Consider the following 25,856-nt stretch of genomic DNA (forward strand, 5'->3'; position numbering starts at 1 on the left):
TGGAAGGATGGCATCATGCCTAAGCCCTATCCGCGAGAGTTCCGTGACGACGTCGTGCGTGTCGCGCGTAACCGCGAGCCTGGTGTGACGATCGAGCAGGTCGCGAAAGACTTCGGTGTCCACGCGGTGACGTTGCATAAGTGGTTGCAGCGCGCGGCGGTCGACGACGGGGTCAAGCCCGGCGTGACGCGCAGTGAGGCTGTGGAGTTGCGGGAAGCGCGTCAGAGGATCCGACTGCTGGAGCAAGAGAACGAGGTTCTGCGGCGGGCGGCAGCGTATCTGTCGCCAGCCTGCCGGGAAAAGGCTCTACCCGCTCGTGACAGAGCTCGCCGCATCGGGGATCCCCGTGACGGTGACGTGTCGGGTATTGAAGCTTGCTCGTCAGCCTTACTACCGGTGGCTGGCTGAGCCCATCACGGCCGCGAACGGCTGGTGGTCCGTGTTCGGGAAGAAGCGGGGCCGTAACGGCAAGAAACCGGGCCCTGCATGACGACCTCTGCACCGTGACCGATGAGAAGGGGCGGATCCGGCATGAGTTCACCGCCGATGTTCCAAACCAGTTCTGGCTGACCGACATCACCGAGCACAAGACCGCGGAGGGCAAGCTCTATCTCTGCGCGATCAAGGACGTGTTCGGGAACAAGATCGTCGGCTACTCGATCGATTCCAGAATGAAGTCGAGTCTCGCCGTCCGAGCGCTGGAGAACGCCGTTCAGATGCGTGGCGATGTCGCCGGCTGCGTGGTTCACTCCGACCGCGGGTCGCAGTTCCTAAGTCGGAAGTTCCTGCGCGCACTGACCCGTCACCGCCTGGTCGGATCGATGGGCCGGGTCGCGTCATGCGGAGACAACGCCGCAATGGAGAGCTTCTTCGCCCTGCTGCAGAAGAACGTCCTCGACCGGCACTCCTGGACCACCCGCGAGCAGCTCCGCATCGCGATCGTGACCTGGATCGAACGGACCTATCACCGCCGCCGCCGTCAAGCCGCTCTAGGACGTTTGACGCCCATCGAATTCGAGACCATCATGAACACGACCGTCGCACTGGCGGCGTGACTAGAAACTGTCACCTATCCGTGCAGCAGTCCCGAACGCACGACGTGGGGCCTCGATATGCTCCGTAAAGGTCGAGGCAAACTCGATTGGTGTCCGGTTACGAAACGAGCTCATGTTCCACATTCAGGCATCGACCGCGGGGGACCTAGCGATCATTGACCCAGAGCGAGACGCTTCTTTGGAATTCATTGGCGGCCGTGGCCGCGTTCCGGGAATGGTACACACGCTCACAACCGGAGATCTAGTAGTTCCATTCGAGGCTCGCCGAACGGCGCAAGCCGACGCCGAGGGCCACGAGTTCTATTTGATCACGTTCGACAGCTTCGGATCGCTCTTCGTCACACCAACTGGCCTCAAGCTTGACCCGGTGGATTTCACTTCGCCGGCGGAGCGGCGCCGTCTGCAGCTACTCGCAGCTGAAGCCCTCCTGGTCTTTGGTTCAATGTACGACGGCCTTCGCAAACCAGACGGCTTCAACAGAGTCAGCATCGAGGGTAATACCTACACCCTCTCGAGCTTCGGCTACGAGAGCGTTCCCGATTAGCCCTACTACCCGAAACTCTGCGCTCGATCGCTGCGCGCAAGCGGCTGTGCTGTGCCCTCGTCACTGCCGCAAAGATCGCCGCTGGTCAGCCCTGAGCCTAAAAGTCCATGTTTAGAGCCTTGTCCTCTTCATACGTGGAGTAGGCGATGTAACGCTGGAACTCGTCGGGATCTTCAGCGAGCATGTGGACAAGACTGCGGAAGCCCGCATCGAAGCGCACGTCCAGGCCCGACTCGATCCACGCGCTTGCCTGGGGCACGGCGGTCGCGAACCATTCGTCGAACTCGTCGAAGAGCGCAAACACGTCGCGAATCGTCACATCGTTGGCGCGAGCACGACGTGCCCCCAATACGGCGGGCGCTACGGTTGAGACGACAGTAGGGAGACACTATGGATTTGTTCGACATCGACGACACCCAGCGCATGAGTCGCGAGGAGGCGGCCGCTAAACTCCGTGCCCTCGCCGACACCCTCGCAAAGAACAACTCAGTCGAGTTCTACCGCGAAGGGCGGCAGGTGACGGTTCGCATTCCCGACCAGGTTAACCTCAAAGTCGAGGTAGAGATCGGCGGCGACGGCGACAACGAGTTGGAGATCGAGCTCACCTGGTAACAAATGGCGTGCGGGGGCTGAGTCATTCGGGACAGGTCAACGGCTGAGGCGCTCGGCGAGATACGGCGCCGTACGGCTCGCGGGGTCTTTCGCCACGGCATCCGGTGTTCCCGTCGCGACGACGCGCCCGCCGGCATCCCCACCCGACGGGCCGAGGTCGATGACCCAGTCCGCGGCGGCGACGACATCCATCTGGTGCTCGACGACCACGACCGTGTCTCCGGAGTCGACCAGCGCGTGCAACTGCGCGAGCAGCCGCCGCACATCGGCGGGATGCAGGCCGGTCGTCGGCTCGTCGAGCAGGTAGAGGGTGTGGCCTCGGCGCACACGCTGCAGCTCGGTCGCCAGCTTGATGCGTTGCGCCTCGCCGCCCGACAGCTCGGTCGCGGGCTGACCGAGTCGCAGATAGCCGAGTCCGACGTCCAGGAGGGCCTGCAGGCTGCGCGCAGCCGCTGGCACCGGCGCGAGGAAGCCGGATGCCTGCTCGACCGTCAGCGCGAGCACATCGGCGATCGTCTTGCCCTCGTAGGTGACCTCGAGAGTCTCGGCGTTGTACCGGGCGCCGTGACAGGTCGGGCAGCGTCCATAGCTGCCGGGCAGGAAGAGGAGCTCCACCGACACGAACCCCTCGCCGAGGCAGGTCTCGCAGCGTCCACCGGCGACGTTGAACGAGAAGCGTCCGGCGGTATACCCGCGCTCCCGAGCGAGGTCGGTCTTCGCGAAGGTGGTCCGGACCGCGTCGAACAGACCCGTGTAAGTCGCCAGGTTCGACCGAGGGGTGCGTCCGATCGGCTTCTGATCCACGCGCACGAGCCGGTCGATGTGCTCGAGCCCCGTGGCACGGCGCACCGCCAGCGTGTCGGCGTGCGCATCCGGGAGCATCGCCTCGGTGAGACCCGCGTCATCGCCTGTGGGGTCGGTGGTCGTGGCGTCGTCGTCCGGATCATCGGTGCCGTCGCCGCGGCGGGAGCGCAGATGCTCGCGCACGACATCGCGCAGCACGCGGCTCACGAGCGTCGACTTGCCCGACCCTGAGACACCGGTGACCGCGACGAAGGTGCCGAGCGGAATGGCCGCATCGACGTCGGCGAGGTTGTGCAGCGTAATGCCCTCGACGGTGAGCCAGTTCGCGGGCTCGCGCACGTCGCGGCGGTCTGCCGCCGCGGCGCCCTGATCGGGGAAGAGGAACGGCCGGGTGACGGATGCCTCGACCGCGGCGAGTCCGTCGACCGCTCCGCTGTAGAGCACGTCACCACCGCCCTCGCCCGCTCCGGGGCCGACGTCGACGATCCAGTCGGCGTGGCGGACGACATCCATGTTGTGCTCGACCACGAAAACCGAGTTGCCCGAGCGCTTGAGCTGCTCCAAGATGTCGAGCAACGGCTCCGCATCGGCGGGGTGCAGGCCAGCCGACGGCTCGTCGAGCACGTAGATGACACCGAAGAGCCCTGACCGCAGCTGGGTGGCGAGCCGCAGCCGCTGCATCTCGCCGGGGGAGAGCGTGGTCGTCACCCGGCCGAGCCCGAGGTACCCGAGGCCGAGGTCGGTGAGCACGGTGATGCGCGCCAGAAGATCGGTGGTGAGAGCGACGGCAACATCGGTGCGCTCGCCGGAGAGCGTGGTCGGCAGCGCGTGAGCGGCATCCGTGAGCTGCGTGGTCGGGCGCAGCACCTCGGCGAGTTCGGTCATTGGGAGGGCGTTGAGCTCGGCGATCGTGCGCCCCGCGAACGTGACGGCCAGTGCCTCGCGGCGAAGACCTGTGCCGTGGCAGAGCGGGCACGGGCCCGACCGCACGAACTGCAACACCTTCGAGCGCATCATCTGGCTCTTCGAGTCGGCCAGCGTGTGGAAGACGTACTTCTTCGCACTCCAGAACATGCCGTTGTAGGGCTTCGCCACGCGGTCGCGCTGAGGGGTGATCTGCACGACCGGCTGTTCGTCGGTGAAGAGGATCCAGTCGCGGTCGGCCTGATCGAGGTCGTGCCACGGGCGGTCGACGTCGTACCCGAGCGCAATGGTGATGTCTCGCAGGTTCTTCGCCTGCCACGCACCGGGCCAGGCGGCAATGGCGCCATCGCGGATGCTCAGCGAGGGATCGGGTACCAGCGAGTCCTCGGTGACGGTGTGCGAGACGCCGATGCCATGGCACTCGGGCAGGCACCGGCTGCGGTGTTCGGCGAGAACGCGTCGGAGTCGAGGCGCGTCGTGAACCCTTCGGGGAAGGTGCCGGCGCGGGAGAACAGCATCCGAAGCGAGTTCGACAGCGTGGTGACGGTACCGACGCTCGATCGCGAGCTGGGGGCGCCGCGACGCTGTTGCAGTGCGACGGCTGGGGGCAGGCCCGAGATCGACTCGACGTGCGGATCATGACCCTGCTGGATGAGGCGCCGTGCATACGGGGCGACGGACTCGAGGTAGCGGCGCTGGGCCTCGGTGAAAATGGTGCCGAATGCCAGGGATGACTTGCCCGATCCGGAGACGCCGGTGAACGCGACGATCCTGTCGCGCGGCACATCGACGTCGACGTTCCTGAGGTTGTTCTCGTTGGCCCCGCGAACACGGACGAACGCATCGGTCGGGTCGTTCGGGGTTTCGGGCATCGGTCGAGTGTATCCGTGGGGCCTATGCCAGGTCGAAGGGTGTACTGGCGCACCTGGCCAGATCGCCGTTTGCGCGTTGGGCGTGTAGCCGGCGATGATTCGGGCGCACACCGTCGGGAGCTCGGGATCTGCCAGCACGAGGACCGCCTCGATGGCAGCCCGGTCGGAGACCTCAAGGCACTGTTGAGGCAGGCGGTGGCGTTGGATGTCGAGGGAGAGTGTCTGCCGGTTCGGGGATGGAGGTGCGTTAGAAGGCATCGGTGTTGGTCTTGCCCATGGCCGCGTGCCGTCAGAGCAAGCGGGAGGCCCAGGATGCTTCAGACCGCGAATCCCGCCATCACGATCGCCCAGGGCAGACCAATGAGCAAATCGCGATCTCGGGGCTGCGACGCAGGGGGTGGTAATTCGCCGCTCGGGCGGCCGCGTTTCACCCAAGATCGATGGTGCAGCTCTGAGAGAGTTCCGCGAACGGCCCAGATCAACATCGAGACAAATGGTGCGCTCGGGCGGCTGTCCGGGCTGCCGAGAGGCCCGCTTTTGCCACGATACCTCCTGCGCCGGGGATGAAACCCACCGCGCTCATCGCGATCTTGTCGAGGCTGTCTCCACGCACGCTTCGGTCTACAGCGGCTCCGACCGCTGAGGCTGCCGCGACCACACCCAACACTGCACCCAAAGGCGCGCCCACTAGTAAGGAACCAATTCTCCCGATGAGTGTTCCGCAGGGCAGCAAGGGGGACATATGACGTGGAGCACACGCTCGACGAGCCCAAGCGCCGCTACAACGGGTACCCCTGGTGGAGTCACCCGGCCGCACACCTGTCCAAGACCGGGCTGGTAACGTCGCAGACATTCGTGAACGCCATGGCCGAGTTGTACAACCCCGCTCAGTTGGATCTGCTCGCTCGTGCGAACGCCATCGCCCTCGAACGGGTGCGCGCCATTCACGAGCGAAGCGGGAACGGAGAATGATGTGGGAAACGCACTGGTGACCGGGGGATCGCGCGGGATCGGCAGGTCGATCGCCCGGGCACTGGCTGCCCGCGGAGATCGCGTAGCCGTCCACTTCGGGTCGGATCGCGCAGCAGCAGAGGAAACCCTCCAGCTACTCAGCGGCGAGGGACACATTATTGTTGCCGGTGACCTTCGGGACCCGGATGCAGCGCCTCAGGTTGTGGAGGCGGCCGTCACTGATTTGGGCGGGATCGACATCCTGATCAACAACGCATCGATCGCGCCTACCGATGCGCTCTCGCACAAGGTCGACGAGATCGACTACGGCACCTGGCAGACGGTTTGGCAGGAGATGCTCGACGTCAACCTCGTGGGGGCGGCGAATCTGACCTACCTCGTCGCGCGGCAGCTCATCGATCGTGGCGAACCGGGCGCGATCGTGAACATCGGGTCGCGCGGCGCGTTTCGCGGTGAACCGGAGTTCCCTGCATACGGCTCAGCCAAAGCCGGACTGCACGCCTTCGGGCAATCCATGGCGGTCGCTCTAGCACCCCACGGAATCTCGGTGGCGTCGATCGCCCCGGGGATGATCAGCTCCGAACGTCAGGCCGCTAAGCTCTCGGGCGCCGGGGGAGAGTCAATCCGCTCCCAGAGCCCGTTCGGGAGGGTGGGGACACCTGAGGAAGTCGCGGCGGCTGTCGTTTATCTCACCTCCCCGGGCGCGGTCTGGGCATCCGGCGCAATCCTCGACTTCAACGGGGCGTCCTACCTGCGCACGTGAATGAGCGGGATCATCGCTACCCCTCGCCAGGCCGCGTCCTCCGAATTCCGGTTCCACCTCGGTGTGGAAGAAGATCCGGCGCGTCGAGAATCGAGGTATTCCCTGCCGGGAACTCGCTGCTGGCGACCGAGCTGAAGGTGCTGCGAACGGCTGTCGACTACGTCCTGAACGAGCAGCCCGCTTCGGAATCGCCGTCGCCAGGGTCGCCTCAATCCGGGGAGTGATCAATTCTGGATGTCGCCAAGACGGCCCTCCGGGATGGTTATACGACAGAGGCTCGGATGCGGGCGCGCGGATCACGGATGAACACTTCCGGATCAACGAAATAGATTCGTTCCCGCGCTGCTTCTGACGGACTCTCGGGAGCCACCGCTGGCCATTCGCTTGACCAGATCGATGTCGGCCGGCATCGGCGTGCGGTACGCACCGCCGGCTGCGACGAACTCTTCGCCGTGCTTCCTGAGGTGGCGGGCGAACAGCGGACATACCGGGACGACGGTGAGGCCATTGCGGATGCTGTCTGCGAGCGCCTCGCGTACCAGCAGCCGCGCGAGCCCACGACCTCCGAACTCCGGATCCACCTCGGTGTGGAAGAAGATCCGCTCATCACCTGCTGCGGGAGAGTCGACGAAGTCGGCCCTCCCGGCTTGCTGTGCATTGCCGAGGCTCACGGTGTACGCGCTGACCGGATCACCGAGTTCGATCCTGACTGTGACCGGCTCGCCGGTGTTGTCCTTCAGGTCTGGAGCCATTCTGGTGTCCTCTCCTCTGTTTCGCCCCGTTGTGCGCAGGTATTCGACACCCTGTTGTCGGGACACAGTCAAGACGCACCGGCGGATCTGATCGGGCTTGACCATGTGCCAGCAACACAGTGTCAACTGACGTTTGGGCCGCACCGCGGGCGGTCCCGCGCTGAAGAAGAACAGAAGAACGAAGTACGAGGGAGCCCGAAGAAATGGATTACGGTCACGCATTGGAGTTCGGGGCTTTCATCACGCCTACCAATTCGCAGCCACAGGCGCCGGTGGCATTGGCCCAGCTGAGTGAACAGCTTGGGTTCGATCTCGTGACATTCCAGGACCACCCCTATCAACCGGCCTTCTTGGACACGTGGACGCTGCTGTCCTACACAGCGGCGGCGACATCGACGATCCGTCTCGCACCGAACGTGCTGAACCTCCCGCTGCGACCCCCGGCAGTACTCGCGCGGGCGGCGACGTCCCTCGACCTGCTCTCGGGCGGCAGATTCGAGCTGGGCTTGGGCGCGGGAGGTTTCTGGGACGCGATAGAGGCGATGGGAGGAGGGCGGCTGACTCCCGGGCAGTCTCTCGAGGCTCTCGAGGAGGCGATCGATCTCATTCGCGGCATCTGGAACCCAGACGAGCGCACACCGCTGCCGAGTGGTGAGTACTACCCGTTGTCGGGTGCGAAGAGAGGACCCGCACCTGCGCACGAGATACCGATCTGGATAGGTGCACTCAAGCCGAGGATGCTGCGCCTGACCGGGCGCAAGGCCGACGGTTGGCTGCCGAGCCTGGGCTACATCCAGCCTACGGAGATCAACTCCCACCAGGAGCGGATCGACGACGCCGCACGCGGTGTCGGGCGGAACCCGGCAGAGGTGCGGCGCCTGCTGAACGTCCCCTACGGCATTGAGCCGGAACGGCTGGCAGAGCTCGCTCTGGTCCATGGATTCTCCACGTTCATCGTCGTTACCGACGAGCCGAGCGCACTGGCCCAGTTCGCGCAGGAGACTGCACCGATGGTGCGTGAACTCGTCGAAACGGAAAGAGTGAGGCTGGGCACAGCCGCACCGGGACGGTCATCTCGCGCACTCGCCGCCCGGCGGGACGGGATCTCCTACGACGAGTTGCCCGCTTCCCTGCGAGGCAAGGCGATCGAGCCGGGCGACTTCGCCTACCGTGCCGTGCGGTCCACCTACATGCGCGGCGGCGCCCCCGGAATTGTACTCCGTCCCGAAGACACCGCAGGGGTGCAGGACGCCGTCGCATTTGCCCGCGCTCACCCGGATCTGCCGCTGGGAATCCGCAGCGGCGGGCACGGCGTCAGCGGCCGCAGCACGAACGATGGAGGAATCGTCATAGATCTCGCCGGACTGCGCGAGATCGAGATTCTCGACGAACAACGGCGGTTGGTGCGCGTCGGTCCTGGAGCTCGCTGGCAGGAGGTCGCGCGTGCGCTCGAACCGCACGGGTGGGCGATCACCAGCGGCGACTATGGCGGCGTCGGCGTCGGCGGGCTCGCCACCGCCGGGGGCATTGGATTCCTCGGCCGCGAACACGGCTTGACCATCGACCAGCTGGTCGCCGCCGAGGTTGTCTTGGCCGACGGCACGCTCGTCCGTGCCTCCGAGGACGAGAACCCGGACCTGTTCTGGGCCGTGCGAGGAGCCGGCGCCAACGTCGGGATCGTCGTCTCCTTCGAGTTCGAGGCGACGCCGACCGGGAACGTCGCATGGGTTCAACTGGCCTTCGACGCCTCCGATGCAGCATCCCTGCTCCAGCGATATGCGGACGCGACGGACAACGCCCCGCGCGACACGACGCTCTTTCTTGTCGCCGGCACGACACGTGCCGCAACCACTCCGGTTGCGCGTCTGTACGGTGTGATCGATTCGGATGACGCCTCCGTGATCATCGAGCGTCTCCAGCCATTCCTCGCGATCGCCCCGCTGTTGAACCAATCCGTGCAACTCGGCTCCTACGCCGACGTCATCTCGAACGCCCCCGACACCTCCCACGATGGACGAGGCGAACCGGGTTTCCGCTCCGGCCTGCTCAACGAGCTCGATCCCGAGACGGCATCCGTCGCCGCAGAGCTGGTGTTGTCCGGCAGCACACCGTGGTTCCAGCTCCGCCCTGTCGGCGGAGCCATCGCCGACGTCCCCGAACAGGCGACCGCCTACGCGCACCGCAGAGCCCGATACTCCGTCACCGCAGTCGGCCGCTCTGCCTCCTTCGACGGACTCTGGAAACGCCTCGAGGAGAGGTTCGATGGCCTCTATCTGAGCTTCGAGTCACGCACCGGACCCGACATCGTGGCCCGGGCGTTCCCACCCGCCACCCTTGAACGGCTCCAGGCGCTCAAGGAGAAGTACGACCCCGACGGGCTTTTCCGCGACAACTTCCCCGTCCGATAGCCCATCACGACGCACCGTGAACCGCCGACGGCGGCCGTTAGCCCCGTTTCGTGGGCGATCAAATATAAGGAGAAGTAAAGTGGGAAAACTGAGTGGCCGCACTGGTCTCGTCACCGGCGCAGGGCAGGGCATCGGCGCAGCGATCGCGAGGAGACTGGTCCTCGACGGCGCCAACGTCGTCATTTTCGACATGAACGCCGAGCCTGCATCGTCTCTGGCCGAGGAGCTGAACGCCATTGGGTCCGAGGGGGGCGCGGTCTCTGTCATGGGATCGGTGACGGACGCCGACGATATCGCGAAGGCGTTCGACGTCGGACGTTCGGCGTTCGGTGAGGTGGATCTGCTCGTTAACAACGCCGGGACGTCAGGGCTGTCCCTCGTCGCAGAAACGGAGGAACCGTCCTGGGATCGCATTGTGGATGTCGTGCTGAAGGGAACCTTCCTCGTGAGCAAGGAGTTCGGTCGTCGTCTCATCGCGGCCGGTGGCCCGGGCGCCGTCGTGAATGTGAGCTCCCTGAACTGGCAGGCGCCGTCAGAAGGCATCGCCGCATACAGCGCGGCCAAGTCCGGGGTGGTGCAGCTCACCAACAGTCTCGCGCTGGAGTGGGGACCTCATCGGATTCGGGCGAACTCCATCGCACCCGGTTCGACCGAGACGCCAATGCTCGATTCGATCCTGACAGACCGGATGCGTCACGAGTTCCTCACTCGTACGCCTCTCGCACGACTCGGCAACGGGGAGGACATCGCGATGGTGGTCTCCTTCCTCCTTTCGGAGGAAGCGAGATGGGTCACGGGTGCCATCGTTCCTGTCGATGGCGGTCAGCACATCCGGTTGCTCCAGTCCTATTGGAACATGATGAACGACGCATAAGCGTGCACTCAGGTGAGCTGCAGCTCTTTGAGTTGCCGGCGTGACGTGATCTCGAGTTTGCGGAAGATGTTGCGCAGGTGGGACTCGATCGTGCGCGGACTCAAGAACAGCTGGCTGCCGACCTCCCGCGACGTCGCGCCAGTGGCAACCAGTCGTGCGATGTGCAGTTCCTGGGCCGTGAGTTCGTCGCTCGGACGGGCAGTCCGCTTTCGCGCATGCTCGCCGGTGGCATGCAGCTCGCGCGCGGCTCGCTCGGCAAAGGCTTCGACGCCCATGTCTGACAGGAGCTCGTGGGCGGTACGAAGATGATCACGTGCCTCTTGACGGCGCCCTTCACGGCGTAACCATTCGCCGTAGACCAGATGGGCGCGAGCGGCCTCGCGAGCGATTCTCGTCCCACTGAGATGCGCGATTGCTGCGAGATAGTGCTCTTCTGCGGCAGCACCAGTGATGGTCAAGGCGCGGGAACGCGCCTCAAGCCCGAGGGCCCAAGCAGAACCAGAGGCGCGGGCTCGCGAACTGAAACGCTCGAGAGCGTGGGCCGCGCTCTCCTGGTCGCCCGCACGAACGGACGCTTCGATCAACTCGGGTAAGCCGATGGTGCTGAGCGAAAGCTCGGCAGAGTCACACGTCTTCGCTGCAGCACGTTGCGCGAGCGAATAATCGCCGAGTCCGTTGTGGAGCACGGCGCTTGCATAGTGCGCCAATGCCGCTTCTCCGCTCCCCTCGGGAACGCGCTCGTCACGGAGCGTGAGGTCATTTGACTCTGCTACGAGGGCACGGTCTCCGCGCCACGCGGCCAGCACCGCTCGGATACGACGCAGCCGAAATCCGCCAGTCGATTCCGTGACAATCTCGGCCTCGGCGCCCAGCTCATCCGCACGGGCGATCTTGCCGCTGAACGTCAAGACGTGGGCATGGAAAACCAATGCGGCAGGCAGTCGTGCCAGTGCCCCCGTACTGCGCGACAAGGTGACATCGTATTCGGCGAGCTGATGAGCTCGTTCCTCATCGAGGATTCCGACCGCAAGTCGGCTTGCCAGCCAAAGCCACGGCTGGCTGCCACCTTCCACAACGGTGCCCTCGTTGATTGACTGGCTCAGCGCGTCTAATGCCAGCCGCAGACGGGGGGTGCCCGCCTCGACCCCGCGCACAATTGTCACCGCGAGGCCGTCAAGGAGCAGGTCTACCGGCCGGGGAGGGGCGACAGTCGGCGCGGCGAGAGCGCGGTCGGCAATGAGCGCCACCTTTGGCAGTCCGTTGATAATCGCTGTATCCAGTGCGTGCAGATACGTTTCACGAGACAGAGCAGGGTCGGACGAGGCAAGTGTTGCAGCGGCATCCGCCAGCATCTCCGGCACCTCTGCCACCTGATTGATATGGAACGCGATCTGGGCGCGCAGCAGTTGGATGCGAGCACGTTCCAGCGCATTGGGCGAGCCGCCCTCAGCCGTCGTGAGCAGGTCCAACGCCGCCTGAGATGCGCCGGCGCTATGCATCGCCTGCGCCGCTTCCAGCGCGCGCCTGGTGCGATCCGCCACCTCAGGGGTGAGTTCCGTTGACCGCTGCAGGAACGCGCCGGCCGCGGCGTAGCCGCCGCGAGCGAGCGCCCGCCCTGCCGAACGCTCCAGATCTGCGGCTGCCTCCTCGTCGACCCCCCGCACCGCCTGAGCGCGGTGCCATGCGCGTCGGTCGGGGTCGAGGTCGGCGTCAGTGGCGGCGGCCAAGGCGCTGTGTACGCGGCGACGATCCGCGGGATTCGCGGATCGATACACGGCCGAGCGCACCAAGGGGTGGCGAAATCGCACCCGAGAATCAATCTCAATCAGTCCGGCGGCTTCTGCGGGTGCGGCTGACCCCGAATCCATACCGAGCTCGGTGGTTGCGCGGAAGAGCAGCACCGGGTCTCCGGTCGGTTCGGCCGCGGCGGCGAGCAGCAGCAACTGCGTCGCCTCGGGCAAGTCATTCGAACGACGTTGGAATCCGTGCTCGATGCGGCCCGGAAGATCCGACAGATCCGGCAGTGCGTATCCGCCCGCAAGCCTCGCTGCCGCGACGTTCGCGGGAAGCTCCAGGAGCGCAAGGGGGTTGCCTCGTGCCTCTGCGATGATCCGTTCGCGTACCTCATTGTCCAACGGCGCTAGAAAAGCGGTGTCCAACAGCCTGCGCGCAGCCGCACCGTCGAGTCCGGTCAACTTGAGCCCCGGCAGGCCAGAGAAGACGCTCGGAACGCCGCCGACATCGCGCACGCCGAACACCATTGCCAGCCGCTCGGCATCAACCCGCCGGGCCACGAATGCCACAACTTCGGCAGAAGCCTGGTCCAGCCACTGGGCGTCGTCGACAAGACAGAGCAGCGGGTCCTGCTCGGCGCCCTCGGCGACCAGGTTGAGAGTGGCGAGTCCAATGAGAAACCTGTCCGGCGCCGGACCGCTTCGCATGCCCAGGGCGACTCCGAGAGCTATCTGCTGCGGCTCGGGTAGTGCGCTGAGGTGCTCGAGAAACGGGGCGCAGAACTGATGAAGCCCGGCGAACGCGAACTGGGTCTCCGCCTCGATACCCGTCGAGGACTCCACGCGGAATCGAGAGGCAACCGCCGCATCGCGGAGATGCTCCAGTAGCGCCGTCTTGCCCATTCCCGCGTCGCCGTGCACGACGAGCACCGCGCTGCGGCTAGCTTGCGCCTCGACGAGCAACTGCTCCACCTCGCGGCACTCCAGGCGCCTACCCAGAAGCTTCGACACGTTCGCTCCCGTTCAGAGATAGACAGTTCCTGGAACCGAAGTATGTGTACCACACCATATATCGCCGACACCGGCGAATCGACACCGGCGAATACGGGTGTGTATCTGGATCAACCGCGTGCCCGGAGCACTTTGTCACCCCCACTCGAAGCTTCTACGTAGTTCATCGCACCGACCGGGTGCGCCGCTCGGTGCTTTTCACCGACGCGAGGTGATGCCTCTCTGAATGAGGCTGAAGGCATCAAACCTCGATCGAAGGAGAAGACCATGGGATCTGTCACGACCGATGATTCGGCGACTCCGCTGGAGGGGCCAATCAGTCTTGCCGCTGCGCTCGCCTCCATCATGTTGAGCCTGAACGTCGGCGAAACGCGAATTCCTCAGTAAGGAGGATGAGACCGTGGCATGGAGTACGCGTGAGCTCGCTGAGATCGCAGGAACGACCGTAAACGCCATTCGGCATTACCACCGAATTGGTCTGCTGGACGAGCCGGAACGCAGTAACAACGGATACAAGCAGTACGGCACCGATGAGTTGGTGCGCCTACTGCGGATCCTGAGGTTGGTGGACCTTGGCGTGCCGCTGGGTAAGATCGCCGATGTCGGAGCGGGCGGGGTCAACACGACGACGATGCTGAAGGAGCAGAGTGCGGAGCTCAAGTCGCGTATCGTGCGACTGCAACGGGCGCGTGCCGATATCGCAGCGATCCTGCGTTATGACGCGCCCACCGACGCCCCCGCCGGCTTCGTGGCTGTCGCAGCACGACTGTCGGAGTCAGACAAGTCGATGCTCCACATCACGAACCGACTCTACGATGCCGACGCGATGACCGATTTGCGGCGGATGGTGGAGTTCGATGCCAATAGCAGCGACGCCGGGTCAGCGATCGATACCCTGCCAGCGGATGCAGATGAGGAAACGCGAGAACGGCTTGCTGCTGACCTCGCGCCGATCCTTGCCCGGCACCTGGTCGACTATCCATGGCTGACGAACCCGGTCAAGCACCTCTCTCGGGGGCCGCGTGTCACGCAACACACGTTCGTTGAAGCGCTCGCGGCACTGTACAACCCTGCCCAACTGGATGTGCTCGCGCGCGCCGGAACCCTCGCCGGGAGCACGACGGGCTGACGGCCTGCGACTGGCCACCACAGGAGGCAATCCATGTACGAAATCCGACCGAGCGACATCACCTTGCCGCCGACAGTGTCCATCGATCTGAGTCATCTCGTCGTGGCAGCGCTTGAGGCTGCGGCCACGATGGGCCACGCCAAGGAGTCGAAGCCAGCGGCATGACGTGTGGACGGGGTCAGGTTTGACTCGGTTCTGGATCGGCGCTCCCGCGTGGATCGTGCCGAGCAGTACTCCATCACCGAACTTCACGTCATCCTTCAGCTCTACGCGCCGGAACACTGATTCCGCACACAAATTTGTCCGGCGTCTACGAAGCGGCTGACTCGCGAGCGTCGAGTTCTGCCGTCAGTTCCATGCATCGCAGGCGGGCCGGGGAGTAGTCGTAGGGCATCATTTTTGCAGCGGTAGCTAAGGCGCCCATGGCCCCTTGCCCTGTGCCAGAGCAGGCCGCGCCCTCACTGTCGGCGGTGACGGGGTGCTGAGCGTCCCACGCGTCGAAGAGCGCCTCATCCTCCGCCGCCAGGCCGGAATCCTCGATCGCTGTTTGCAGTGCCTGTTCGAAAGCGTGCCGCTCGGCAGCCACCTGTGCCACTCGGGGGTCGTCGACAGCGACCGTGTCGTCGAGTGCCGCCTCGGCGGCATCAACGCGGTCGGATGCCTCTCGCAGACTCGGATGGGTAGCTAGGGCGATGTAACGGGTGGCGTTGACGGCCGCACCGAGCGGGCTGAATATCCGCTCCATGACCAGCAGGTTATCCAGGTCCGCCTGGCGCAGGGAGCCTCCCGGCAGATCCTCGAGGCGGCTGGCGACGAAATCGGAGAGCAGACCCATCCTGCTTCCTTGCTTGCGCATGCGCTGCACGGCCGCCCGCTGCCGCCGCAGCTCTGCTTCCTGGGTGGCGAGCGTTCTCTCCAGCCGTTCCAGGATGCCCGCGACGTCCCGGTCGCTGTCGGCACCGGCAGCAGCCGTGTCGGCAAAGGCGTCACGGATGTCGTCCAGGGCGATCCCCGCGTCGGCCATCTTGCGGATCCACAGCAGCCGGATCATCTCTTCGTAGCCGTAAAGACGGCGGCCGTCGCTTCCCCGTTCTGGCTCGGCGAGCAACCCGATCTGGTGATAGTGACGGATCGCCCGCGGTGTCGTGCCCACGAACGATGCCGCGTGACCGATCTTGACTCGGCGCGGCGGAACGAAGGACGAAAACATGAGCGGGGCCTTCCTGAGGGGGGCGGGATGTGAGTCCACTGGATCACATAACGCTACGGGAGGTGCAACTCCAGGCACGTACTGGGGGTGAGCGCTGGGGGCTTACTGCCTAAGTTCACAACCACAAGGACACGAGTGCCGGTGGCGTGCCGCTCGCACCGCGGCCTTCTTTACAGGATTATGACCCGAGCGATAGATTCGGAACAATCAGGGCTGGCGTCCGTCGGCCCGCGGAAGGTCCCTCGATGGCGAGTATTGACGGTCACACCAACACAGACCCGCTCGCGCGTCCTGCAACAGTGCTCCACCGATTCATCGCAATCCTTGACGCGGTCAAGGGCACCGAGGGCGCACGCAGCATTGCGGAGCTCGTTGCTATCACCGGGATGCCCAAATCAACGGTCTTTCGGCTCGTCTCGGAGCTGGTCGAGCAGCGCTACCTCGCGCGTGCGGACGGCGGCGTGACCCTTGGCTTACGGCTTTTCGAGCTCGGTGCACGAGCCGTGCTTCCCCGGCGGATCCTTTCCGTAGCTGCGCCCACGGTGCGCGGACTCTCGGAGCGCACCGGCGAGCGTGTAGGACTGTGGGTGCAGCAGGGCCTCGACATGGTCTCCATCGCCGCGGTGCAGGGCCGGCTCCCGATGCTCTCCGCGCACGCAGGCATGCGATCGCCCGCGCTCACGACCGCCAGCGGCAAGGCCTTTCTCGCCTTCTGCGCCGACCAGAGCGTTGTGGACCGGGTGAGCGCATCGCTGGTCGATGAGGACGCCGAACGCTTCCGCGACGAACTCGTCGACGTGCGCACCTCGGTGCTGGCAACAGACCTCGGCCTTTCCTACCGTGGTGTCGTCGCGGTCGCCAGTCCGATTATCGCGCCCGACCGCACAGTGCTTGGCGCCATTTCAGTCGCCGGGCCCAGGGATAGCATGCGTGTGGACAACATCGCACCGCTGGTGCGCGCAGCCAGCCTCTCGCTTTCGCGGCAGCTCGCCGCCACTGCCTGAGTTATGCGCACGGCCCGTTGGACCGAGTCCGTCAGTGTTCTCGATCGCCTGACGGCGATCCTCGATGCCTTCGGAGACGATGGTGAGGGCCAGGGTGTATCTGAGCTCGCTCGGCGCGCCAATCTTCCCAAATCGACCGTGTCGCGGATAACCGCAGACCTCGTCGAGCAGGGTCTCCTAGACCGCATAGACGGCGTGCTGTACCTGGGTATACGTCTCTTTGAGCTGGGGCAAAACGTCGACCCGGCGCAGCGCCTACGGCGCTTGGCATTGCCCGCGATGATCCAGCTGTGCCGGGCAACCGGACACCACGTGCACCTAGCAATGCCCGACGGTGACGATGTGATCATCATCGCGAACGTCAGTGGCAACGACCACCGACGCGAGGTACCGCGGGTCGGTGCGCGATTGACAGCCACAGCGACGGCGCTCGGAGCGGCGATCGAAGCCTTTACGCCCCGTGAGGCGGGCATCGACCCCGACCAGGATTCGGATCGAGCCGCGAGTCGGGATCGTATTCGGAAGGCGGGCGTGGCCACGGTCTACCACACAGGCAACGACGAGCACGTATGCGTCGCTGCGCCGGTGCTTGCACACGGTTCCGCCGTCGCCGTGATCGCCATGAGCGGCATGTTGGATTCTCTCGATCCGGTGCGCACCTCCACGCCCGTGCGGCAGACCGCGGCAGCGGTCAGTCGAATGGTGGGCGACGACTCCTGAGGCGGACTGCCAGCACTCGCTGGCTGGGGCTGGATCGCGCCGGGTCGACCCGGACTTCACAAAACACAGAACGGCCGGGGCTCACGCCTCGGCCGTTCTGTGTCGCGGTCGGATCAGTTAGCCGCCGCACGGATTGACTTGTAGGCCTTGAGGGTGTCGCCCGAGTAGTACTCGGAGAAGTGCGCCTCGGCCTTGGAGATGAAGGCCTCCATGTCGATCTCGTCCTGCTCGATGACGGTGAACCCGTCGTTGGCGCGGTAACCGTCGAGGATTTCCTCGGTCTCATCCTCGACGCACTGCCGGTTCTCCGGGCGGATGTCGCGGATCGTCTGCTTGAGAAGCTCGGCCTGCTCGTCATTCATTTTCTCGAAGGTCTTGTCGCTGACCAGCGGGAATTGGAGACCCACGTTGTGGTTGTTGAGCACGGCCACGTTGAGCACCTCGTCGTAGCTCGAGGAATGCGTCGCCGGAATCGGGTTCTCCTGGCCCGCCGCAATACCCTGCTGCAGTGCCGTGTAGAGCTCCTCGACGGCAACCGCGACGGGGTTTGTCACGCCGAGCGCCTCGGCGTTGGCGAGGAAGCCGGGTGAATTCGGGAAGCGAATCGGCGCGCCCTTGAGATCGTCGGGGCTGCGCACCTCGAGGTCCTTCGTCGTAAATGTGCGGTTGCCGAAGAACCAGCCATCAAGGATCTGCACGCCGGTCTGTTCATGGAATGCGGTGAACAGTTCGTCCGCGTCCTCGTCAATCCAGGCAAAAGCGTGGTCGACGTCGTCGAACGCGTAGGCGGCATCCACAGCCTCGATTGCCGGGAACGTGGTGGCGAGCTCGGACCCTCCAAGGAGGTCGATGTCGATGTCGCCCGACTGCACCATCGGAAAGCGGTCGGCGTGCGGGCCCAGCTGGCTGGACGGGTACAGGTCGACGGTGAAGCCCATGTCGGCGTCCTCAAGGCGCTCCTTGAGTAGTTCCACGCCGCAGTAGTAGTTCGGCGTCTGCTCATTCTGCGTGATTGACACCGTGAGCGTGACGGGGTTGTCCCCGTCGGCGGGGGCGGCACTGTTGCCGCCCGCGCTGCACCCCGTCATCGCCAGTGCGACTGCTGTAAACGCGGAGCCTGCGATGATGCCTCGACGATTCATCCTTGTGACCATGTGATTCTCCTTCTGTTACGCGCATCATCGCGCGAGTGCTGTATCGAACTCTGGTGGGGCGAGTCGGGATTGTAAAAGTCAGTCCCGACGAGTGGAACGGTCAGTTCTCGGCGGCCGCCGAGAGGCTGTTGGCGGCGCGGATTGCGAGTTCATAGCCGAGCACGCCGGCGCCGGCGATCACGGTGTCGACGACCGGCGACATGAGCGAGTGGCGATGCGCCTCATCCCGAGCGTGGATGTTGGTGAGATGGATCTCCACGATCGGACTGCGCAGCATGCTTAGGGCGTCGAGCACCGGAACGGACCGGAAACTGAGTCCCGCCGGATTGATCACCACCGGGGCCGCGTCGCGGTACGCATCGTGCAGCCAATCGATGATCTCGTGCTCGGCGTTGGACTGCGCGAAGAAGAGGTCGAACCCGACTTCAGCGGCAACCCTCGCGCACACGGCCTCGACGTCGCGTAGCGTCGCGACGCCGTACATTTCTGGCTCGCGCTGTCCGAGCATGTCGAGGTTTGGACCATTGAGCACATAAAGCTTGCGGGTCACAGGGCATCCTTTCTTGGCGTCGCCGAGCCCATCACAGGCCCAGCCACGTCGGCACGATGGTCACAATTCCAGGGAAGACGGTCAGGAGGAGAAGCACGATTCCCAGCGGGATGAGGAACGGCAGCACGCCGCGGAAGAGCTCGCCCATCGGTTTGCGAGTGATCGACCCGACGACGAACAGAACGGCACCCACCGGCGGTGTGAGAGACCCGATCATGAGGTTCACGATCATGATGACGCCGAGATGCACGGGGTCGATGCCGTATTCGGCGGCGATCGGCAGCAGAATGGGCACCAGAATCAGGATCACGGGCGGGGCCTCAAGGAAGATTCCGAGCAAAATCAGCAGCACGTTCAGGAGCAGAAGGAAGACCAGCGGATTGTCGGTGAGGGAGGTGAGGGCCTCACCGAGATTGCGCGACACCTGCTCGCGGGTCAGCACCTGCCCGAGGAGGTTGGAGGCGCCGAGAATGAGCAGGACGCCGCCGGACATGATGACGGTCTCTTTGGTGGCGGCCCAGAGGCGTCGCAACGTGAGGGTGCGGTAGATAGCACCAAGCAACAGCACGAAGGCCGACGCGATCCCGGCGCTCTCCGTCGGGGTGAACCACCCGCTGAAGATTCCGCCGAGGATGATGACCGGCATCAGGATCGGGCCGATCACCCGCACCGACGCCCTGGCGAGCACGGCGCCCTCGAATGGGCGACCGCCCGCGATCTCCGGGTGTAAGCGCACCCAGATGGCGATGTACACCGCCAGACCGACCGCCATGAGCACGGCGGGAAGCACCGACCCGGCGAACAGGGCTCCAGTCGAGATCGACGCGGTCGCCGCGAACAGCACCGCGGGGATGCTCGGGGGCATCACCGTGCTCAGCAGCGAGCTCGAGGCGGTCAGTCCAGCCGAGAAACCGTACGGGTACCCAGCCTTGAGCATCTGCGGCACCTGAACCTTGCTGGACGATGCAGCATCAGCGAGTGCCGAACCGCTGATCCAGGAGAACCCGACCGCCGTCGTGAGGTTGACGTAGGCGAGGTTGCCAGGCAGGCGCGGGAGCAGGGCGCGCGCGAAGTCGTATAGGCGCGTGGCGATCCCCAGGTGGTTCGCGGTCGTCCCGACAAAGATGAACAGCGGCACTGCGAGCAGCGGGAAGCTGTTGATGCCGTTCACGATAGAGGTCGCCGCGTACCCCGCCGACAAGCCGTTGGTATAGAAGTAGAGCATGCTCGGCCCGATCATCGCGAAGGCGACGGGAACGCGGAGCAGGAGAAGCGCGATGAGAAGAACGACGTAGAGCCACAGATCCACCGCTCAGCCCTCCATCTCGGAGATTTCGAGCTGGCGCTCCGGACGGTGGGCGTGTGGAATCTTCCAGGCCGAGTGGATGCCCGAGGAGATGCCGCCGAACAGGGCGAAGAGGTACAGCGCGCCCAGCGGGATACCCAACGCGGCACTTCGGCGGCCCCACTCCGCATCGACCTTGTTGTAGGCGTCGTAGGCGAGTGCGATGCACGTGATCACCATGATCACGGCCGAGATAACACGGAGTGCGACGAACAGCCTGCGACCGCGGAGCGCGCCATCGAACACCTCGATCACGACATGTCCGTTGCGGCCGACGAGGTAGCCCATCGTGATGAACGTCATCGCGACCATGGAGAGGAGCGCCATCTCACCCGCTCCGATCCACGCCACCTCAGGTACGTATCGGCCGAGCACTTGATACATCACGCCGATGAAGATGAGGCCGAACAGGGTCACGCCGATGACGACCTCGATTCGGGAGAGCACCCTGAGCGGCAAGGGCTCGGCGGGCGCGTCCGCGTTCAACTCGGGCACCGTGAACACCGTGCTGGTGGCCCCGAAGATCGACTCGTCGGGCTCGTCGCTGGGTGCGCGGTGGTGGTCGTTGCCGGCCACATCGTCACTTCCTTGTGTCATTGGTCAACCTCTCTATCGAACCGCACCATCCGAAGGTGTGCTGTGCGACTCTGCAGTAGAGCAGCCGGGCGGGCCAACTCGGGTCCCGCTGAATGGTACGGGTGCCGCGCACACGTCCGCCCCCATCAGGAGCGCCGTGAGACGCGCTTGCTGATGGGGGCGGACGAGAATGCGGCGGGGAGCTACTTTAGTGGTCGTGCCCTCCGAGGCCGCTTCGCGATGAGCGAGAAGAAGAACCTGTCGGGTTATGGGGCCGAGTTGACGACCTGCGTTTTCACTGCGGTGTACGACACTGTCGTGCCGGCGGGGACCGCGCCCATCGCTGTCGTGGTGACCTGTCGTTCTCCGATGTAGCGCCCGGTGGCGGGGTCGATGATGATCTCCAGGCGGTCGTGGGCGCCAGTCGGTTCGACGCTGAAGGCGGTTCCTGTCCGTCCGTCGAGCACGGCGGTGTCGTGGGTGATTCGGATGCTCGGAAGCAACGCGATCGCTTCGTAGAGCACGGCGCGTTGTGACGCGGTCATGGTGCCCTCCCACAAGAGCTGCGCTGCGAAGCCGAGTGCAGCTTCGTCGCTGGTGTCGGAGCCGGAGCCGGAGCCGGAGCGAAGGTAGGCAAGAGCAGCTGGCGGGGTGTCCGGAAGATCGCCGAGATCAACCTCGCCACCCAGCTCGCGCACCTCCACGAATTCGCCGTTCGCGGCGCGCGTGACCTGCACCACTCCGCGGGCCAGTGCGGATTCCCAGTCACGCTGGGCCGCCTCTTTGGCCCCCTGGCCGAAGAACTCTGTCGCCGGTCGGGAGGTCACGCGTTGCACCCAGTTCTGCGCGTTGTCGCCCGGCACCCACACCTCGGTTGTCGAGGGAGCCAGGTAGCCGGTGATGTTGCCGTTCGCATCGGATTCACCGGCGAAGTAGGCTGCCTCGGTCGTTACCTTTAGGTACTGGCCAGCGGCGATGATCGGGTCTGCGGCCTCAACCGTCTGCTCGGAGGCAGCGCGAAGCACCTCGGCGGCGTGAGCGGCGGGACCCGCCCCGGGCAGCACGACGCTTGCCGCGATGATCGCTGCCGCCACAGGCAGTGTCGCGACGGCCAGCATCACTGCTCGTGGGGATCGGCGCGTCGGGGTCTCGACGGTCTCTTTGACAATCGCACGCAGAGCAGTGCGTTGAGGGCTAGTGAGGGTCATAGCGGTGTCCTAACTTCAGAGTTGGCCAGTACGGGGGAGAGTTGGGCGGCAAGTCGCCGTTTTGCTCGGTGGAGGCGGGACTTAACGGTCCCTGCCGGAACGGACAGCATCTGCGCAGCCTCTGCCTCGGTCAGACCTTCGATCACGCAGAGGGTCACGACGTCCCGATGCGGTTGTGTGAGCTCACTCAAAGCGCTGAGCGCCGGACCGTCGTCGTCGTCGATTGTCTCGACGGTCAGCCCCGGAGGAACCCGCTCAAGCAGATCCCGGTAACGCCGGGCAGATCGGGACACGTTGCGCGCAGAGTGTCCCGCGGTGACCAACAGCCAGGGGAGTAGTGAATCGTCAACGAATCGCACGCTCGCTCTCTTGCGCCACGCTTCGAGAAAGGTGATGCCCACAACATCCTTCGCGTCGTCAAGCGTGGGCACGAGCGCGAGGCTGTGGCGAAATACTCTTTGTTCATGCCGGTCGAAGATGCGAGCGAAAGCTTCGCCGTCTCCGGCCAGGGCCAACTGCCATTCCTCGGCGTCGGTTGCGGTGTTTCTCATACCTGTAGTGTCCGGCACTGGGCGAAAGGTTCCCTCTCGCCGATATTTGTTCGCGAGGGCACCAAGCCTCGCGCGCGAGCTAATCCGCCACCCTTGCCCCGCGCCCACGGTCGCGGTCTAATGGAGGGCCAGAAGAACAGACTCAAACTTCGACTCGAGGCACAGTGAGCACACTGCAAACCTTGGACGCGCACATCGCGCGTGGCACGGCACCGGGCATCGTCGTGGCCGCCGGCTCCGTGGACGGCCCTGTCGAGACGTTCGCCGCAGGAGACCTCTCCGCAGACGCCATCGTGCGCATCCAGTCGATGACCAAGCCGATTCTGGCGGTTGCGACCCTGCAACTCGTGCAGGCTGGGCGTCTGACCCTGGATGACCCGGTCGAGACGTGGCTGCCCGAACTTGCGGATCGCCGCGTGCTGCGCACACCGGAGTCGCCGCTATCCGACACCATGGCTGCGACGCCGATCACCGTGCGTCACCTGCTGACAAACACGTCGGGATACGGGGCAACCACCGCACCGTCGCCCCTCCAGGACGCGATGCGCGAGAACCGCACCGACGCGGGTGCGGAACCGGTGGCGATGGGGGCACAGGACTGGTTGGATGCGATGGCCTCGCTGCCTCTGATGTTCCAGCCGGGCGCCGGGTGGCGCTACCACCACTCGTTCGGCATCCTGGGGATCCTTCTCTCCCGCGTCGTCGATGCGTCATTGGATGACCACCTGCGCCAGCGTCTCTTCGACCCGCTCGGCATGGTTGACACGGGCCACGTGGTTCCGCGTGAGAAAGCCCACCGGCTGCCCGCTGCCTACCGGCATGACCAGGAGCGCGGCCTCGTGGAGGTCGAGCCCGCCGGTGCCGGGTTCTATGTTGAGCCGGCGCCCTTCGACCTCAGCCACGCTGAACTGGTGTCGACGGCAGCCGACTATGCGGAGTTCGCCCTCATGCTAGCCTCAGGCGGCCGTCACCGCGGCCGCCCCTTCCTTGATCCGGAACTTGTCGAGCAGCTGCGAACCGACCAGGTGCCCGCCGCGATCAAGACGCCTGACAGCTTCATTTTTCCCGGCTTCTGGAAGGGCACAGGGTGGGGCCTCGGCGTCGCAGTAGTGACCGAGGGTGAGCATGCCGGGCGTTATGGTTGGTCGGGAGGTCAGGGCACGGACTTCTTCATCAACCCAGACGGATCGTTCCGAATCCTGCTGACTCAGGTCGAGATGGGTCCACAGATCATGGAGCTGTTCGGCAACCTTCAGTGAGGGGCCTAGGGGTGGGAGGAGTCTCCGATGCGCAGTGTGTCTCGCCGCGGCTTGGCGCTATCTACGGCCCTGGCCGCTGTTGCGGGCTACGTCGACGCAATCGGGTTCTTGGGAACGGGCGGCCTCTTTGTGTCGTTTATGAGCGGCAACTCGACGCAGGCGGCGGTCGGGCTTGTGGAGGGCGAGTTTGGCTTCGCGCTTTTCGGCTTGAGTCTCGTGGGAGCGTTCGTGCTGGGCGTCATCGCCGGGGCGCTTCTGAATGCCCTGCACGCTAGCCATCCGCAATCTCTCATCCTCTGGATGGCGGCAGGAGCGATGCTGGCTTCGACGGTGTGGGGGCTAACGCCGTGGGCGTCCTCGTGGCGTTTCGTGGTCGTCGCGGCGGCAATGGGCATTCTCAATACGCTGTTTCTCGCGGAGGGTAGAGCTCGCATCGCCGTCACCTATGCGACCGGCACGCTCGTGACCCTCGGCATCGGAATCGCGGATGCGATGACGGGCCGTGGGGCGGGCTCGGCGTGGCGCAGACCGCTACTGCTGTGGGGTGCCCTCGCGGGGGGCGGCGGAGTTGGGGCTCTCGGCGTTGTCATGCTGGGCGATATCGCGTCGCTGGCCGCGGTGGTCGCACTCGCGGGGCTTGCCGTCGTTGTGTGGTGGCGCTACCGACCAACGGTTGCGGGGCGACCCTAGCTGGCGGCGCGGATCGGATCGAGTTGCGACTCTGCCGCCCACCGGGCGGCATCGGCGATATCTCGACCGTGCATGCCGACTTCTCTGCGCATGGTCACCCAGGTCGCTGAAGAATCTAGGTGGCACAGCGCGGCTACGAGGAGGCGTCGCTCCGGTTCGCTCAGCGACGGTACCTCGGCGCGCAGGAGAGCATCGAAGCGATCCCTATGCGGCGCAGGCTCGGAGCCGTTCACTCCCCGCATTGCTGTTTCGGCCACGACGTGTGCGAGTTCCGGGCGGCGGTCGTAAGCCTCCATCGCCTCGTGGATCGCGATGGGCACGTCAAAGATAGAGTCCGACTCCTGCCGGGTAAAAATGGTTCTCTCGATCCACGCCGAGGTCGCCAGGAGCAGGTCGACGCGGGTGGGGTAGTACCGAAAGACGGTTCGTTCCCCAACACCCGCGCGCAGGGCGATGAGGCGGAACGAAACATCGTCGGTGCCTACCTCCTCAATCAGCTCGCAGTAGGCAGTGAGGATCGCCACCTGGGTGGGAGAGAGCTCCGGAGCGGAGCTGGCATCGGCCACTACGAAGCCCAACTGACCTGGGGCACTATCGCCATGGCCCGGCTCATGGCCCGATCAAACGCCTCGAACGTCTCATCAGCGTTCATGTCGAACCCGGTGCGCATCCGAGCCCAAAAGATCGGGGAGGCGAAGTACTGTGCGGTCGCCGCTATGCGCTGAGTATCTCGGCTGTTGAGAGTCGGTGCTGCGGTGGTGAGCATGGCAAAAACGGCCCGAGCAAGCGGAGTCGGCGCAGACTCCATGGTGGGGGAGAGCGAGGCGCCGCGCGCCGCCACGAAGGCGCAACCGGGCGCCCTCTCATAGGCGCGGAATCGCTCGCGGACAGCAGCGCGAAACTCCTCTGGCGTGCGAATCTGGGGGAGTGGAAACTGTTGGGACTCGATCCACCGCGCCAGCGCCTCCAACAGGTGTGACCGCGTCGGAAAACGACGGTAGATCGTGCGCTCCGAAACCGCAGCGGCCTCGGCGAGATCCAGATAGGTGATGTCCTCGAACGTGCGCTCTCGCAGGAGAGCGACCGCGCTTTCGAGGATCGCCGCCTCGGTATCAACCGGCTTTTCCACCACGCCT

General features: G+C 65.0%; 26 protein-coding genes and 1 pseudogene. 13 read left to right on the top strand and 14 right to left on the bottom strand.

The genetic code is table 11. The features are described 5' to 3' along the window. The first annotated feature begins 15 nt into the window (after positions 1–15). Positions 16–1,055: pseudogene (locus C2138_RS05050) on the top strand (IS3 family transposase). A 112-nt stretch (positions 1,056–1,167) separates the two neighbouring features. Next, a complete protein-coding gene (locus C2138_RS05055) occupies positions 1,168–1,599 on the top strand; it encodes a hypothetical protein (RefSeq protein ID WP_108516028.1) in 432 nt (143 codons plus the stop codon). Between the two features lie 97 nt (positions 1,600–1,696). Here C2138_RS05055 and C2138_RS05060 read toward each other — a convergent pair whose 3' ends face one another. After that, complete coding sequence (locus tag C2138_RS05060) at positions 1,697–1,918, bottom strand: hypothetical protein (RefSeq protein ID WP_108516030.1); 222 nt, start codon at positions 1,916–1,918, stop codon at positions 1,697–1,699. 71 nt (positions 1,919–1,989) lie between these two features. On the opposite strand from C2138_RS05060, the gene C2138_RS05065 reads away from it, so the two are divergent. Then, the gene (locus tag C2138_RS05065; protein ID WP_108516031.1) at positions 1,990–2,211 is read left to right on the top strand and encodes an amphi-Trp domain-containing protein; all 222 of its coding nucleotides are present in this window, start codon (positions 1,990–1,992) and stop codon (positions 2,209–2,211) included. Between the two features lie 36 nt (positions 2,212–2,247). Here C2138_RS05065 and C2138_RS05070 read toward each other — a convergent pair whose 3' ends face one another. Together C2138_RS05070 and C2138_RS13950 are read right to left on the bottom strand one after the other, a co-directional pair. Then, on the bottom strand, positions 2,248–4,368 hold the full coding sequence (locus tag C2138_RS05070) for an excinuclease ABC subunit UvrA (RefSeq protein WP_422395412.1): 2,121 nt from the start codon (positions 4,366–4,368) through the stop codon (positions 2,248–2,250). Further along, positions 4,296–4,811 carry a P-loop NTPase family protein gene (locus C2138_RS13950; RefSeq protein ID WP_422395407.1) on the bottom strand — a complete coding sequence of 172 codons (516 nt, stop codon included), beginning with the start codon at positions 4,809–4,811 and terminating at the stop codon, positions 4,296–4,298. Before C2138_RS13950 ends, C2138_RS05070 begins: the two co-directional genes overlap by 73 nt. A gap of 747 nt (positions 4,812–5,558) precedes the next feature. Between C2138_RS13950 and C2138_RS05075 the strand changes: the two genes are divergently transcribed. Both C2138_RS05075 and C2138_RS05080 read left to right on the top strand, forming a co-directional pair. After that, complete coding sequence (locus tag C2138_RS05075) at positions 5,559–5,783, top strand: hypothetical protein (RefSeq protein ID WP_108516033.1); 225 nt, start codon at positions 5,559–5,561, stop codon at positions 5,781–5,783. Between the two features lies 1 nt (position 5,784). Then, entirely contained in the window at positions 5,785–6,546 is a 762-nt protein-coding gene (locus C2138_RS05080; RefSeq protein ID WP_199286571.1) for an SDR family NAD(P)-dependent oxidoreductase, read from the top strand. A 317-nt stretch (positions 6,547–6,863) separates the two neighbouring features. On the opposite strand, the gene C2138_RS05085 is transcribed toward C2138_RS05080, so the two are convergent. Then, positions 6,864–7,298: a GNAT family N-acetyltransferase gene (locus tag C2138_RS05085; RefSeq protein WP_108516034.1), complete on the bottom strand. Its 435-nt coding sequence runs from the start codon at positions 7,296–7,298 to the stop codon at positions 6,864–6,866. Between the two features lie 203 nt (positions 7,299–7,501). On the opposite strand from C2138_RS05085, the gene C2138_RS05090 reads away from it, so the two are divergent. Then, positions 7,502–9,706, top strand: coding sequence for an LLM class flavin-dependent oxidoreductase (locus tag C2138_RS05090; RefSeq protein ID WP_108516036.1), 2,205 nt, complete (start codon positions 7,502–7,504; stop codon positions 9,704–9,706). 79 nt (positions 9,707–9,785) lie between these two features. Further along, complete coding sequence (locus C2138_RS05095) at positions 9,786–10,580, top strand: SDR family NAD(P)-dependent oxidoreductase (RefSeq protein ID WP_159078151.1); 795 nt, start codon at positions 9,786–9,788, stop codon at positions 10,578–10,580. Positions 10,581–10,588: 8 nt separating this feature from the next. Here C2138_RS05095 and C2138_RS05100 read toward each other — a convergent pair whose 3' ends face one another. After that, positions 10,589–13,324: an ATP-binding protein gene (locus C2138_RS05100; RefSeq protein WP_108516039.1), complete on the bottom strand. Its 2,736-nt coding sequence runs from the start codon at positions 13,322–13,324 to the stop codon at positions 10,589–10,591. A 400-nt stretch (positions 13,325–13,724) separates the two neighbouring features. Here C2138_RS05100 and C2138_RS05105 point away from each other — a divergent pair, with 400 nt between their 5' ends. Then, positions 13,725–14,453 (top strand): MerR family transcriptional regulator, encoded by a 729-nt coding sequence (locus C2138_RS05105; RefSeq protein WP_108516041.1) that lies wholly within the window; start codon positions 13,725–13,727, stop codon positions 14,451–14,453. Between the two features lie 33 nt (positions 14,454–14,486). Next, positions 14,487–14,618 carry a hypothetical protein gene (locus C2138_RS13875; RefSeq protein ID WP_269844841.1) on the top strand — a complete coding sequence of 44 codons (132 nt, stop codon included), beginning with the start codon at positions 14,487–14,489 and terminating at the stop codon, positions 14,616–14,618. Positions 14,619–14,763: 145 nt separating this feature from the next. Here C2138_RS13875 and C2138_RS05110 read toward each other — a convergent pair whose 3' ends face one another. Next, on the bottom strand, positions 14,764–15,663 hold the full coding sequence (locus C2138_RS05110) for a MerR family transcriptional regulator (RefSeq protein WP_108516043.1): 900 nt from the start codon (positions 15,661–15,663) through the stop codon (positions 14,764–14,766). Positions 15,664–15,908: 245 nt separating this feature from the next. Here C2138_RS05110 and C2138_RS05115 point away from each other — a divergent pair, with 245 nt between their 5' ends. Then, positions 15,909–16,667: an IclR family transcriptional regulator gene (locus C2138_RS05115; protein ID WP_108516045.1), complete on the top strand. Its 759-nt coding sequence runs from the start codon at positions 15,909–15,911 to the stop codon at positions 16,665–16,667. Positions 16,668–16,670: 3 nt separating this feature from the next. Continuing rightward, complete coding sequence (locus tag C2138_RS05120) at positions 16,671–17,387, top strand: IclR family transcriptional regulator (RefSeq protein WP_108516047.1); 717 nt, start codon at positions 16,671–16,673, stop codon at positions 17,385–17,387. Positions 17,388–17,500: 113 nt separating this feature from the next. On the opposite strand, the gene dctP is transcribed toward C2138_RS05120, so the two are convergent. The 6 genes from dctP to C2138_RS05150 form a co-directional block, all read right to left on the bottom strand. After that, on the bottom strand, positions 17,501–18,541 hold the full coding sequence (gene dctP / locus C2138_RS05125) for a TRAP transporter substrate-binding protein DctP (protein WP_108516049.1): 1,041 nt from the start codon (positions 18,539–18,541) through the stop codon (positions 17,501–17,503). Positions 18,542–18,641: 100 nt separating this feature from the next. Further along, positions 18,642–19,091 carry a type II 3-dehydroquinate dehydratase gene (locus tag C2138_RS05130; protein WP_108516051.1) on the bottom strand — a complete coding sequence of 150 codons (450 nt, stop codon included), beginning with the start codon at positions 19,089–19,091 and terminating at the stop codon, positions 18,642–18,644. A gap of 31 nt (positions 19,092–19,122) precedes the next feature. After that, positions 19,123–20,400: a TRAP transporter large permease gene (locus tag C2138_RS05135; protein WP_108516053.1), complete on the bottom strand. Its 1,278-nt coding sequence runs from the start codon at positions 20,398–20,400 to the stop codon at positions 19,123–19,125. 3 nt (positions 20,401–20,403) lie between these two features. Next, positions 20,404–21,033 (bottom strand): TRAP transporter small permease, encoded by a 630-nt coding sequence (locus tag C2138_RS05140; protein WP_108516055.1) that lies wholly within the window; start codon positions 21,031–21,033, stop codon positions 20,404–20,406. Between the two features lie 245 nt (positions 21,034–21,278). Next, a complete protein-coding gene (locus C2138_RS05145; RefSeq protein WP_108996659.1) occupies positions 21,279–22,220 on the bottom strand; it encodes a hypothetical protein in 942 nt (313 codons plus the stop codon). After that, positions 22,217–22,771 (bottom strand): RNA polymerase sigma factor, encoded by a 555-nt coding sequence (locus C2138_RS05150; protein ID WP_108516059.1) that lies wholly within the window; start codon positions 22,769–22,771, stop codon positions 22,217–22,219. The genes C2138_RS05145 and C2138_RS05150 overlap by 4 nt, the downstream gene beginning before the upstream one ends. A 164-nt stretch (positions 22,772–22,935) precedes the next feature. Here C2138_RS05150 and C2138_RS05155 point away from each other — a divergent pair, with 164 nt between their 5' ends. Beyond that, positions 22,936–24,030: a serine hydrolase domain-containing protein gene (locus tag C2138_RS05155; RefSeq protein ID WP_108516061.1), complete on the top strand. Its 1,095-nt coding sequence runs from the start codon at positions 22,936–22,938 to the stop codon at positions 24,028–24,030. Between the two features lie 27 nt (positions 24,031–24,057). Next, positions 24,058–24,720, top strand: coding sequence for a YoaK family protein (locus tag C2138_RS05160; RefSeq protein ID WP_108516063.1), 663 nt, complete (start codon positions 24,058–24,060; stop codon positions 24,718–24,720). On the opposite strand, the gene C2138_RS05165 is transcribed toward C2138_RS05160, so the two are convergent. Beyond that, a complete protein-coding gene (locus tag C2138_RS05165; RefSeq protein WP_108516065.1) occupies positions 24,717–25,286 on the bottom strand; it encodes a TetR/AcrR family transcriptional regulator in 570 nt (189 codons plus the stop codon). The genes C2138_RS05160 and C2138_RS05165 overlap by 4 nt on opposite strands. Beyond that, positions 25,286–25,852, bottom strand: coding sequence for a TetR/AcrR family transcriptional regulator (locus C2138_RS05170; RefSeq protein ID WP_241961185.1), 567 nt, complete (start codon positions 25,850–25,852; stop codon positions 25,286–25,288). The genes C2138_RS05165 and C2138_RS05170 overlap by 1 nt, the downstream gene beginning before the upstream one ends. Positions 25,853–25,856 lie beyond the last annotated feature (4 nt).

It is taken from the genome of Salinibacterium hongtaonis (assembly GCF_003065485.1).
Taxonomy (GTDB): domain Bacteria; phylum Actinomycetota; class Actinomycetes; order Actinomycetales; family Microbacteriaceae; genus Homoserinimonas; species Homoserinimonas hongtaonis.